Below are 12,621 nucleotides of genomic sequence, written 5' to 3'. Positions count from 1 at the left end.
TCTATGAAGCCCACCTGGACCGGGGTTATGCCCGCTGTCACGACGCCGTTTAGAGCCGATGGCGCCGTGGATTACGCCTTTTTCGCCCAGCATGCGCGCTGGCTGCTTGCGCATGGCTGCTCCGGACTCATCCTATGCGGCTCCCTAGGGGAGGGCGCTACTCTGGAAACGGAGGAAAAGCTCCAACTGCTCGAGACGGCTCTAGAGGCGGTGGGCGATCAAGCCCCGGTGATCTTGAGCCTTTCTGGTCTGAGCACCCAACAGGTGATCCAACTGGCCCGTCAAGGGCAGGCCCAGGGCGCACACGGTTTTATGCTCCTCCCCCCCTACGTATATCGACCCGACGAGCGGGAGGCGCGACAATATGTGATGTCGATCCTGGATGCCGTGGACCGACCCGTGATGCTGTACAACAACCCCGGCGCGTACGGGACGGACTTTGTGCCCGAGATGATCGCCGAGTTGGCCCAGCGTTTCCCCCAGTTAGAGGCGGTCAAGGAATCCAGCGGCGATGTGCGACGCATCACGGCGCTGCGCGCGCTACTGGGCGATAGCATCCGGCTGCTGGTGGGTATTGACGACCTAGTGGTTGAGGGCGTGCGCTCCGGGGCCTCGGGATGGGTGGCCGGCTTAGCCAACGCGCTGCCCCGGGAATCCGTCGTGCTCTTTACGCGCGCCCGATCCGGAGCGCCGCTAGAAGGGCTTTATCGATGGTTTTTACCCCTGCTCAGGCTGGATACGCATCCCAAGTTCGTGCAGGCCATCAAGCTCGTGCAGGAAATCATCGGAATGGGCTCAGCGCGCGTTCGCCCTCCGCGTCTGGAATTATCCGAGACGGAGCGGCGCACCGTTTGGGAGCTCGTACAACAGGCCTTAAGCACCCGAGCCAGACTCATGGAGGAGATCTCCGGTTGATGCGACTTACGGGATGCTCTTGGATCGAGGGGAAGCCGGTTCGCGGTCGCGGTCGGCGCTTTTGGGCCCTGCGCCCCACAGACGGCCAACGGCTGGATCCAACCTACCGAGGACTCGGGCGTGCCGAGGTAGAGGACGCCGTCCAGGCGGCGCAAGCGGCCTTCCCGGTCTTGGCCGTCTCGGATGCGGAACAACGGGCAAAGTTGCTGGAACAGATCGCGCAAAATCTAGAGCATTGCTCCCAAGCGCTGCTCGAACGGGCCGAAGCGGAGACCGCGCTCGGAGGCGCCCGGTTGGAAGGGGAACTCAAGCGCACAACGGCGCAGCTTAGGCTTTTTGCGGAGCTGCTTCGCGCCCGATGGTGGCAGGATGTGCGTATGGATCCCGCTGATCCTCATCGCAAGCCGGCTCCCAAGCCGGAGATCCGATCCTTTCGGATCGGAATAGGCCCCGTGGCCGTCTTTGGGGCGGCAAATTTTCCCTTAGCTTTCTCCACTGTCGGCGGCGATACGGCTTCGGCTCTCGCCGCGGGATGCCCGGTTCTGATGAAAGCCCATCCGGCGCATCCCGGCACTTCGGAGCTGGCCGGCCAATGCATTGTGGAAGCCTTGAGGGCCGTTGGGCTTCCAGCGGGGAGTTTCGCCTTGCTTTTCGATGCGGGCTTCGGTGTGGGGCGCGCGCTTGTGCGGCATCCCGGCGTGCGGGCCGTGGCCTTCACGGGCTCCCGAACAGGCGGCATGGCCCTGTGGCGGCTTGCCGCCCGGCGGCCTGACCCCATACCGGTCTTCGCGGAGATGGGCAGCTTGAACCCTGTGCTGGTGCTTCCAGGCGCCCTGCGCGAGCGAGCCCTGCCCCTGGCCGAGGGCCTGTACGCGTCCTTTACGCTGGGCGTGGGACAATTCTGCACCCGTCCTGGACTGGTCTTGCTGCCCCGCATGCGAGAAGCCTATCTGCTGCGAGACCGCCTAAGCGAACTAGTGTCTAACAGCCCATCCGGATGCCTGCTTACGGCGCGCATTCATGCCGGATATCACGCCGGGATCGTGCGTCTGGCTCAGGCCGGCGCGCGGCTGCTTGCTCAGGGACGCGCGCCCGCTGGCGCGACGAGCCCCTGGTCGGCCGTAGCCACGGTATGGGAGGCGACTCTGGAAACCTTCTGGGAGCAAAAGGCCCTAAGGGAAGAGGTCTTCGGCCCGGTCACCGTGCTGCTCGAATACACCGAGCCAGATGAGCTGCTGCGCTTTTTAGATCAGCTCGAGGGACAGCTTACCCTGTGCCTGCATGCGGCCGAAGCAGATCTCGAGCTGGCCCGACAGCTTCTGGGAAAAGCCCTTCACCGGGTGGGCCGCATCGTCTGGAATGGCTTTCCTACAGGTGTGGAGGTGGGCTACGCCACCGTGCATGGAGGACCTTTTCCGGCCACCACGGACGGGCGCTTCACCTCCGTGGGGATGCGAGCCATCGAGCGCTTTCTGAGACCCGTTGCGCTGCAGAATACCCCAGAGGCCCTGCTCCCCGAACCCCTCCGCAGGCTGCCCGTCCCCTGTCTAGTCGGAGGCCAGTGGCGCTTGTAAAAGGGGACTTTGCACCCAAACAAAAGGCCGCTCTTTTTAGGAGCGGCCTCGGAGCGCGCCCGGGAGGACTCGAACCTCCAACCTTCTGATCCGTAGTCAGATGCTCTATCCAATTGAGCTACGGGCGCACGCCGCAAAGTTAGCCCGTTCCGTAAAGGCCTGTCAAGGTTTCCGGAGCCCACTTGCGTCCGTAACCCAGCTTCGTATATTTCCCGTAAAGCGGGCTCTAATGCGGCGCGGCCCCTACATATTGGGTACATATCTGTCCACGGTTGGGGGGCGGCTAATACAGGCCAGCAGCTCCTTTCTAGGGTTGCTCGGATATACAAGCCTAGAGGAGCTGCGCAACATCCCTCTAGAGGCGCTTTACGAAAACCCACAGGAGCGCGAAGCGCTGCTTGCGGAGCTGCGCGCACACGGCCAAGTGCAGGCCCGCCCTGTACGGCTGCGCCACCGAGGGGGCCATACGATCGAACTGTGGATTTCGGCCCTGCTGGACTCAGAGCGCGAGCTGATCGCGGGCAGCCTCTTTGACCCAGGTCCCCTGGAGCGACGCTATCAGGAGCTGGTGGACTCCGTTCAGGGCATTGTCTGGGAGGTAGAGCTGCCCAGTTGGCGCTTTACGTACGTAAGCCCGTATGCGGAGACGCTCTTGGGCTATCCCGTGGAGCAGTGGCTGGAAGAGCCCGACTTCTGGGCCGCGCACATCCACCCCGAGGACCGGGAGCGGGCCGTGGCCTTCTGCAAACGCATGACGGAGGCTGGCCAGGACCACGAGTTCACATACCGGATGTTGAGCGCCGACGGCCGCCTGCTTTACATCCATGACCGCGTCACCGTGCTGCAGGAGGGCGGACGAGCCGTTCGGCTGCGGGGTATCATGACGGATCAGACCGCCTTCTACGAGCTAAAGGCGGCTTTAGAGGAAAGTGAGGCCCGCTTCCGGACGCTTGTAGAACACCTGCCCGATGCTCTCGCCGTACACCAAGATGGGCGCCTGGTCTACGTCAACCCCGAAGGCGTGCGCCTGATGCGCGTCTCGGGGCCCGAAGTGCTGCTCGGTCGTTCTGTGCTGGAGCTGGTGCATCCGGACTACCACGCCGTAGTCCTTGAGCGCATACGACATGCGCTAACGACCGGCGAGGCCGTACCGCCGCTAGAGGAAGTGCTCATCCGCCCCGATGGATCGACGTTTTACGCCGAAGTCCGCACCGCCCCGATAAACTGGGAGGGCAAAGCGGCCCTGCTGTCTATTGTTCGGGACGTTACGGAGCGCGAACGCATAGAGCGGGAGCTAACCGAGCGGCGCGAGCTTCTTGAAATGATTCTGCGTGAGGCCCCCGATCCGATTAGCATCGGGCTTGTAAGCGCGGATCGCAGGAGGCTTGTCTACGTTAACCCCGCCTTCGAGCGCATGACCGGGTACACGGCGGCGGAGCTATTGCGTCCGGATTTTAACATCTTCGCGCTCGTGGACCCGGCATACGTGCCCCTGCTGCAAGAGCGGTTTCGGCGCGTTGAGCTCGGCCTTCCGGTTCCGGACCGCTACGAACTACGCCTGCGCAGCCGGGATGGGCGCGGCTATGACGTCGAGGTATCCGTCCGTCCGATCCTGTGGGAGGGCGAAGAGGCCCGTCTGAACATCTTTCGGGATATCACGGCCCGCAAGACGTATGAAGAGGAGCTCAAGCGAGCCCAGCGCGAGGCCGAGGAGGCTGCGCGCATGAAGACGCACTTTCTAGCCTCGATGAGCCATGAGATCCGCACCCCCCTTACGGGCATTCTGGGCTTTGCGGAGCTATTGCGCGACGAGTTGGTGGCCCGAAACGAAGCGCAGTTAGCAGAGTTCACCCAGAGCATCCTCGCCAGCGGACACCGGCTTCTGCGCCTGCTTTCCAACTTGCTGGACCTGGCCGCCTTAGAGGCCAACCGCATGCCCCTGGAGCCCCGCACCGTTCGGCTAGAGACCTTGCTAGAGGAACTAGTACACCTACACAGACCCGAAGCCGAACGCAAAGGGCTTGCCCTATTGTGGCAACGCCCAGCACATCCGGTGCTGGTCAGGGCCGATGAGGTCCGACTTCGCCAAGCTATAGATAACTTCCTGCGGAACGCCGTGCAGTATACAGACCACGGCCAGATCCGGCTATCGGTGTCGGTAGCCCAAGATAGACGCGAAGCCCACGTGGAGATCGTCGACACGGGCCGGGGCATGAGCGCGGAATTTCTGGAACGCGCCCTTTTTGAGCCCTTCCGACAGGAATCCGAGGGTTTTGCGCGGGCTTATGAAGGCGGAGGCCTTGAAATGGCCATCGCGCGCAGGTTGCTGGAGCGCATGGAGGGGTGGGTGCAGGTCAGCTCTAGCCCCGGAGCGGGCACCGCGGTGCGCATCGGCTTGCCCTTGCCTCCGCAAAGCCCTAAGGGACCGTTTCCAGAGGGAGCATATGCGGAGCGCTTGCGCCTTTTGCAACCTCGGGTGCTCATCATCGAGGACATCCCGGAGGCGGCTGAACTGCTGCGCGCCTATTTAAGAGGGCTAGCGCGCGTCTCGATTGCTCCCAATGCGGAGCTGGCCCTGGAGATGGCGGTCCGGGCCGCTGAGGCCGGGGATCCCTTCGGGGTCTTTCTGGTCGACCTGCACCTGCCCGGGGGGCGCTCCGGAGTGGAGTTGGCTCGAGCCCTGCGCGCGGATCCGGCCTACGCCCGAAGGCCCATCATCGCCCAGACGGCCTATGCGAGCGGGAAGGCTGACGAGGAACATCTTTTGCTTCAAGGTTTCGATGCCGTGCTGAGCAAACCCATACGCCGAGCCCAGCTGCTCGAGGTACTGGATCGAATCTTGCGCGCAACAGAAAGCCATGCCTCCTCGCCGTAAGCGTGTCGCGCTCTGGGGGGATGCCCTAGGTGAGGCTTTTCCGGATGCGCTCTTGATCGCGGAGGCGGCCACAGGTCGCCTGCTCGAGGCCAACCCGGCCGCCGCCGAGCTCTTAGGCCGATCCCGGGAGTGGTTTCGCGGTCGCCGTATAGAAGAGCTGTGTCCCCCGGAACTCGTCGGCGCCCACGGGGAAAAATTCGCCCGGGGCGCGGATCTGCTCGAGGAACCCCTTTTCGTCTTGGACGCAAAGGGCACCTGGATTCCGGTGCGCTTCAGCTTGCGCCGCTTTGCGCACAACGGTCAAGAGCTGCTTTTGCTCTTGTTGCAACCGCAAAGAGGGAACGAGGAGGCCGCTCTCTTTCGCGAGATGCTCGATACCAGTCCTGCGGCCACGTACCTGTTGCAGGATGGCCGGTTCGTGTACGCAAACCCCCGCCTGGCGGACCTTCTGGGATACAGCGTAGAGGAGATTCTGGCGCTTTCCCCGCTGGGGCTTCTCTATGAACCCGATCGAGAACCCGTAACCCGGGCCCTAGAGGCCCTACAGCGGGGAGAACTCGATCGGCTGCAGCACATCTACAGGCTCCGGCATCGAGAGGGCAGGGCCGTGCACGTGGCCTGTAGCAGCCGGCGCATCATGTATCGGGGCAGACCGGCTGTGCTCGGTACAGCCGTGGACATATCGGAACTGATCGAAGCACAACGGCAACTTGTCCATGCTCAGGAGCAATATCGAAGGTTTTTGGAAGAAAGCCCGGCGGGGTTTTTCCGCTCTACGCCCGAAGGGCGCCTGCTAGAGGTAAACCCCAGTTTTGCGCGCATGCTGGGCTTTGAGAAGCCCGAAGAAGTGCTTGCGCTTTCGGTCTGGGATCTATACCCGAATTCTGTACAACAAGAACGGCTTATTTCGGCTCTGCGCGCACAGACCCAAATCCGCAACTTCCAGACCGTTTACCGACACCGAAGCGGCAGGCTCGTGTACATGCTTATAAACGCCCGCCTAGTGCGGGATCCGGATGGATCCGAGATCATCGAGGGCACGGCCGTAGACCTTACGCGCGAGATGGAGTTGCAGCGCCGTTTCGAGGGGCTGCATACGTACACCGAGGATGCGATCTTCTGGATCCGCGTACGCCCCGACGGCCAGTTCGAGGTCGAAGCCACCAATCCAGCCCATCAGCGTAAAACCGGCCTAAGCCCTGAGATACTTTGGAACCGCCCTCTGAAAGAAGTATTGCCTCCAGAGATCGTCTCGCATGTTAGCCGCAACTACCGGACTTGCCTTGAGCTCAAACGACCCATCGAGTACCAGGAGACACTTCAGTTGCCCGCGGGCCGGCGCACTTGGCTTACGCAGCTTGTGCCCATTCCGAATCCTGCAGGAGAGATCGACCTCATCGCCGGTATTGCGCGCGACATCACGGCGCGCCAACAGGAAGGACGTCTGCGGGAACGAGAAAACGCCTTTCTTGAAGGCCTTATCCGAGAAGAGCCGCTTGGGGTGCTTCTGGAGCATCTTTGCCTGGCTATCGAAGAAGCCCTTTCCGAAAGCCGTGCCTCGGTACTTCTTCTTGAAGGGGAGCGATTGCGACACGGGGCCGCCCCGCATTTGCCCGAAGCTTATGTTGCGCAGATTGACGGAATTCGTATCGGCCCTCAAGTAGGCTCCTGCGGCACAGCGGCCTACACGGGGGAGCCCGTTTGGGTGGCGGACACCTGGACCGATCCCCGCTGGCAAGAATACCGAGAGCTTGCGCGCCAGTATGCTCTTCGGGCCTGCTGGTCGGTGCCCTTCCGAAACGCCTCAGGCAAGGTACTGGGTACGTTCGCCGTGTACTTCGATCATATCCGAGGGCCGACGCCTTTGGAGAGGCGGCTGCTAGAGCGCATGGCCTACCTGGCCGGGATCGCCCTCGAATACCACACTGTTCAGGAGGAGCATAGACGTCTAGCGCGGGCGCTTCGGCAAGTCACCCAAGGGGTGGTGATCACAGACGACAAAAGGCGCATCATCTGGGTCAATGAAGCCTGGAGTCGGCTAACGGGCCACGCCTTAGAAGAGGTCCGAGGCCAGATACCCGGTCAGCTCTTGCGGGGCCCAAAGACAGATCCCGATACGGCAGCCCGGATCGAAGCCAAATTGGCCGCCTTTGAGCCGGTAGATGAACGGCTCTACCTATATCGCAAGGACGGCTCTGGCTACTGGGCCCATCTGCACATCGATCCTTTGTATGAGGAGCACACGGGACGCCCGATTGGCTACATCGGCGTGCACGAGAACATCACGCATCTTGTAGAGATGGAGCAGAAGCTTCGGGAGGCTAAAGAGCACGCCGAGGAGGCCAGCCGGCTTAAGAGCGCCTTTCTGGCCTCGATGAGCCATGAGATCCGCACCCCCTTAAACGGGATCCTGGGCTTTGCGGACCTGCTTGCGCAGGAGCTAGCCGAACGCGGCCTCTATGAGCTCATGGATCAGGCCGAGACGATCCAGCGCTCCGGGGAGCGGCTTTTGCGTTTGCTTAACGACCTCTTGGATCTGGCGCGCATCGAGGCCAACCGAGTCGAGCTACGCATGACGGTCCTTTGGCCGAGAGAGCTCGTTCGGCACGTGGTACGCCTGATGCAGCCCTTGGCGGAACGCAAAGGCTTGCGCATTGAGGCCCGGATCGCCGAGCGCCTGCCCGTACGGGCCGATCAGGATCGGCTGCATCAGGTGCTTGTGAACCTGGTCTCGAATGCGATCAAGTTTACGGACTCCGGCTCGGTGACCGTGGAAACGGGCTCGCGCCCCGCTTCGACGGGGGGCTGGGAGACCTTCGTGCGCGTGGTGGACACGGGGCGCGGGATCGATCCGGCGTTTCTGCCGTATCTGTTTGAGCCCTTCCGACAGGAATCCACCGGATACGGCCGCACCCACGAGGGAGCCGGCTTGGGCCTGGCGATCACGCGCCGACTTGTTGAGCTCATGGGCGGACGCATCGCGGTGCAGTCTGAAAAAGGCCAGGGCAGCACCTTCGAGGTCGTCTTTCCGGCTGTGAGCGTTGGCGAAGAAGAGCTCCAAACGGGCCTTCCGGAGAGCCGGCCAGACCCCAGGCATCTGCTTTACCTAAAACGCCGCAAGGCCCGGGTGCTCATCGTAGAGGACCATCCCGAAAGCGCCGCCTGGCTGGAGGCGGCGCTGCAGCCGGTGATGCAGATACGCCTGGCCCGAGACGGGGAGGAGGCGTTGCGTCTTGTAGAGCAGGAGCCGTTTGATCTGGTGTTGCTGGATTTGAACCTGCCCGGCCCTTGGGATGGATTTGCGCTGCTTCGCGAAATCCGAACCCGCCATCCGGCTTACGCGCAGGTGCCGGTTGTGGTGGAGACGGCCTACGCCACAGCCGAAGCCCACAAACAGGTCCTTGAGGCCGGCGCCTGCGCATATCTTACCAAGCCCCTTGACCGCAGGCGACTGCTGGCGAGCTTGGCCGAGGCCTTGGGCTGGCGTCCGGCCGAAGAGGCTGAAGCCGGTTCCTAGTAGCTGAGCTCCCACAGAAGTCCCCAGCGCACCCGACGGCGGTCCAAGGGCCTATAGGCGGTCGGCAAAACAACGCCCGGTAGGCCATCTAGGGCGTTGTCCAGGGCCAGATAAGGCCAAGCGCGTCCGGATTGGGCGAACAGACGCAGATCAAGCCACAGGCCGGGAGGAGTGCCGGGGCCCGAAGCCGGCCAGCGCCGAAGACGGGTCAAATCCCATGCGCTTCGGCAACCTCCGCTTTGCCCGCTGAGAACGGCCTCCAAGCGGAATCGCCAGGCTCCCTGGGCTACGAAAAAGTCCCGGTACCCCTCTAGACGCACCGAGAGCTCCGGTAGCGCCCGAGGAGCACCTCGCTGAAGCTGGCCCAGAAGCCGACCCGTTCCCCCCCAGAGGCCGCGGCGCCATCGCAGGCTCAGCTCCGCCCCCGCCACGAGCACAGAGGTCGTATCGGTTCGGGAAAGCGTAACGAAGGGCTCCCAGCGCCAACGGGCATCCGACCAGACCCCGCTCAAGTGCAGAAAGGCAATACCGGCTTGGCGGCCTCGAGCGCCGCGCTCCTCCCAATCGGGGCCCATCCATCCGCCGAGCATCCAAACGTCTCCCCGGCCCAGGCGGGCTCCCCAGGCGCCCGCCAAGGCCTCTCCCCCCTTGGACCCCCAACGCAGGCGCATCCCCGCCCAGAGCGGAGGACGGATCGTATCCAGAATCCGCACCTCAAGCCAGGAAAGACGCAAGGCCTGCGGCCAGGCGGAATCGGTCGCCTCGGCTCGGCCCAGCTCCCATTCGAAATCCCCCCCGGTCTGGCGAAAACGTCCCTGCAGGGACCAGGCGGCAAAACGACGGGAGCGCGTTTCGAATGCGTACCGATAAAACTGACGCACCAGCCCCCACTCCCCCCATTTCGGATGGAGCGCCTGTAGGCGAGCCCATTCGCGCCTCAGCCGCCAAGTCCGTCCCTGCGGGGCGATCCAGGGAGGGGTGCGTTCCCATAAACTCCACGCTGGCGGGTTGCTCACGGCCCAGCCTTCGTTGGAGCGCCCGTTGTGAGCATCTGCCGCGTATCGCAGCGTCCATCGCCACGGGCCGCGCCGAGTGGAGATGCCGGCTCCCACGGTTCGGTTGCGCACCTCTTCTCCCGGCCAGCGCCCTCGGTCTGAGCCCAGGCCGTATTGCAGGGAAAGCCACGTCGACCCGTAGAGCCGCTGCGCGTGCGCAGCGCCAAAGGCCTCCAGGCCTCCCCGTAGGGCCTGATGATAGCCGAGCACCGTGAGCGGTTCTGGGGGTTCCGGCCGGTCCGCCCAGCTAAAGCCCAAAGCCGGATGCCAGCGGAGCGCGCCCGCATCTTGGGGCGCTAGGATCGGAAGCGGCTCGCGCGTGAACGGATCCTCAAGCCGGAGGCCTCCGTACCAGAGGCCGCGCGCCCCTGGGGGAAGGCCTCGGTCGTAGTACCAAGCCCATCCCAGCCCGGCCTGGCGCACCTCCAGGGGGCGCATCCGAAGCAGCCCCCCTAGATCCGCGTACGGATCGCGTCCGAAGCGCTCCCCGCCAGCCCATAAGGAGTCCCCCCTCCAAAGAGAGCCGAATGCCTCCAGGAGCAACGCGATGGCGGTCACGAACGCCTTGGGACCTCCTTGATGGGAAAGAGCCCGAAAAGATGCCGCTCGATGGTCTGGAGAATCTGGTGGCGGTGCTCTAGGTTGTGCACAAAATCGAGCTCATCCGTGTCCAAGACAAGCTTAGGGCCCAGCTTATAGCCCCCGATCCATTCTTCATAGAGCCGGTTGAGCCGATCCAGGTATTCGATGCTGATGTTCGCCTCGTACGGGCGACCTCGGCGGCGGATCTGATCCACGAGGGTGCCCACGGAGGCGCGCAGATAGATGAGCAGATCAGGGGGGCGCAGAAACTCGATCATGGTCCGATACAGCTGGCGGTAGCTCCAATAATCGCGCTCACTCATGAGGCCCATCTCGAAGAGGTTGCGTGCGAAGATCTCCGCGTCTTCGTAGATGGTGCGGTCCACCACGGCCGCATCCAGGCCTTGCGCGATTTCGCGGTGATGCCGGAAGCGATTGGACAGAAAAAAGATCTGCAGGTGAAAGGACCACCGACGCATGTCGCTGTAGAAGTCCGGCAGATACGGGTTGTGGTCCACCACCTCGAAATGCGCCCGCCATCCAAAATGCCGGCTCAGGATCTCGGTCAAGGAGGATTTACCGACCCCGATGTTGCCGGCCACACCGATGAAGAGGCCGGCCGGTTTGGCTTTACGCGCGCACATGGCCTTCGGCGCCGAAATCGGCCATTAGGGGATCTTTAATTTGCATCATGTAGGCTATGGCGGCCTCCCGTTCGTTGGGGATGCGGCCCTCTAAGATGGCCTCCTCGATGGCGCGTTTGATGCGCCCCACAAGGGGCCCCGGCTTGAGGTTTAGCAGGGCCATAATGTCGTGGCCGTCAACCGGGGGCCGAAACTGACGCAGCCGGTCGCGCTCTTCTACCTCGCGCAGACGAGCTTCGAGCCCTTCCAGCCCCTCCAGATGCTGGCGCACCCGCCTGGGGTTGCGCGACGTGATATCGGCCCGGGCCAGGAGCATCAGGTCCTCCAGATCGGAGCCGGCTTCTACTAGAAGCCGGCGGATGGCCGAGTCCGTAACAGGCTGGGCCGAAAGCGCAACGGGCCGCATGTGCAGGCGCACCAGCTTCTCCACGCGCCGCAGGGGCTCTCCGAGGGGCAGGCGCAGGCGCCGGAAAATGGGCTCCACCAGCCGCGCCCCGACCTCCTCATGGCCGTGAAACGTCCAGCCCTCGCCCGGACTGAAGCGCTTGGTGAGGGCCTTGCCGATGTCGTGCAGCAGCGCCGCCCAGCGCAGCCAAAGCGCGCGCTCCTTATCCTCCCAAGAAGCGGTCAGGGCCGCGACCTTGGCCAGCACCCCGAGCGTGTGGCGGAGGTTGTCCTTGTGTCCGTAGCCCGCTACGGTCTGCACCCCCTCCAAGGCGGCCAACTCGGGCAGGATGAACTCCAAAAGCCCCGTTTCGTGCAGCAACTTCCAGCCGCGCTCCGGAAAAGGGGCGAGCATAAGCTTTTGCAGCTCCTCTGTGATGCGCTCCACCGAGACGATGCTGATGCGCTCCTTAAGCGCCCTAATCGCGGGGGGCAACTCCGGATCCAATTCAAAGCCTAGCTGAGCGGCAAAGCGAATGGCCCGGAGCATGCGCAACGGATCGTCGTTGAAGGTTAGATGGGGCTCCACGGGGGTGCGAATGCGACGCCGCCTCAGGTCCTCCAGGCCGCCGAAGCGGTCGATTAGTTCACCTCCAGAGGCGCCCAAGCGCACCGCAAGGGCGTTTATGGTAAAGTCTCGCCTGCGCAGATCGTCCTCCAGAGAACCCTCCTCCACAATGGGTTTGCGGCTTGAGCGCCGGTAGCTCTCCCGACGTGCGCCCACGAACTCCAGGCGCAGCTCGTTGTAGCAAACCATGGCCGTACCGAACTCCCGGTACACACGCACCGGCGACGCGCCTAAGGCGCGCGCCACCTCCCGGGCGAGCCGGATGCCGCCACCGGGACCGATCACGGTAAAATCCATATCCGGGTGCGGACGCCCCAGCAGCAGGTCCCGCACGTACCCGCCTACCACGTAGACCTCCAGCTGAAGCCGATCGGCGATCTCCCCGATCCGCACCAGCAGGGGGTCCTGGCGGATGCGCTCTAGAGTTTGCTGCACCTTGCCGCTAAG

At 63.5% G+C, this 12,621-nt stretch carries 7 protein-coding genes and 1 tRNA gene; 4 read left to right on the top strand and 4 right to left on the bottom strand.

The window, feature by feature from the left end:
* Positions 1 to 3: 3 nt before the first annotated feature.
* The gene (locus NZ993_08915; protein ID MCS7155907.1) at positions 4 to 915 is read left to right on the top strand and encodes a dihydrodipicolinate synthase family protein; all 912 of its coding nucleotides are present in this window, start codon (positions 4 to 6) and stop codon (positions 913 to 915) included.
* Positions 915 to 2,489 (top strand): aldehyde dehydrogenase (NADP(+)), encoded by a 1,575-nt coding sequence (locus NZ993_08910; protein ID MCS7155906.1) that lies wholly within the window; start codon positions 915 to 917, stop codon positions 2,487 to 2,489. Before NZ993_08915 ends, NZ993_08910 begins: the two co-directional genes overlap by 1 nt.
* 54 nt (positions 2,490 to 2,543) lie before the next feature.
* Here the strand turns inward: NZ993_08910 and NZ993_08905 are convergent.
* Positions 2,544 to 2,617 (bottom strand) — tRNA-Arg (locus NZ993_08905).
* A gap of 101 nt (positions 2,618 to 2,718) precedes the next feature.
* On the opposite strand from NZ993_08905, the gene NZ993_08900 reads away from it, so the two are divergent.
* Complete coding sequence (locus tag NZ993_08900) at positions 2,719 to 5,364, top strand: PAS domain S-box protein (protein ID MCS7155905.1); 2,646 nt, start codon at positions 2,719 to 2,721, stop codon at positions 5,362 to 5,364.
* Entirely contained in the window at positions 5,348 to 8,881 is a 3,534-nt protein-coding gene (locus NZ993_08895; protein MCS7155904.1) for a PAS domain S-box protein, read from the top strand. The genes NZ993_08900 and NZ993_08895 overlap by 17 nt, the downstream gene beginning before the upstream one ends.
* Here the strand turns inward: NZ993_08895 and NZ993_08890 are convergent.
* From NZ993_08890 to NZ993_08880, 3 genes are read right to left on the bottom strand one after another with little or no spacing between them, the layout of a single operon-like run.
* Positions 8,878 to 10,494, bottom strand: a complete 1,617-nt coding sequence (locus tag NZ993_08890; GenBank protein ID MCS7155903.1) for a hypothetical protein — start codon at positions 10,492 to 10,494, stop codon at positions 8,878 to 8,880. The two genes, NZ993_08895 and NZ993_08890, sit on opposite strands and share 4 nt — an antisense overlap.
* A complete protein-coding gene (locus NZ993_08885) occupies positions 10,491 to 11,162 on the bottom strand; it encodes a deoxynucleoside kinase (protein ID MCS7155902.1) in 672 nt (223 codons plus the stop codon). Before NZ993_08885 ends, NZ993_08890 begins: the two co-directional genes overlap by 4 nt.
* Positions 11,149 to 12,609: a CCA tRNA nucleotidyltransferase gene (locus NZ993_08880; protein ID MCS7155901.1), complete on the bottom strand. Its 1,461-nt coding sequence runs from the start codon at positions 12,607 to 12,609 to the stop codon at positions 11,149 to 11,151. Before NZ993_08880 ends, NZ993_08885 begins: the two co-directional genes overlap by 14 nt.
* Positions 12,610 to 12,621: the final 12 nt, after the last annotated feature.

It is taken from the genome of Bacteroidota bacterium (genome assembly GCA_025059945.1).
Lineage (GTDB): Bacteria > Bacteroidota > Rhodothermia > JANXDC01 > JANXDC01 > JANXDC01.
This window is presented reverse-complemented; position numbering and strand designations above follow the sequence as displayed.

Coding starts and splice junctions, on each gene's coding strand:
- NZ993_08910 (MCS7155906.1), top strand. CDS start 915: ATGCGACTTACGGGATGCTCTTGGATCGAGGGGAAGCCGGTTCGCGGT.
- NZ993_08900 (MCS7155905.1), top strand. CDS start 2,719: ATGCGGCGCGGCCCCTACATATTGGGTACATATCTGTCCACGGTTGGG.
- NZ993_08895 (MCS7155904.1), top strand. CDS start 5,348: ATGCCTCCTCGCCGTAAGCGTGTCGCGCTCTGGGGGGATGCCCTAGGT.
- NZ993_08915 (MCS7155907.1), top strand. CDS start 4: ATGAAGCCCACCTGGACCGGGGTTATGCCCGCTGTCACGACGCCGTTT.
- NZ993_08885 (MCS7155902.1), bottom strand. CDS start 11,162: ATGTGCGCGCGTAAAGCCAAACCGGCCGGCCTCTTCATCGGTGTGGCC.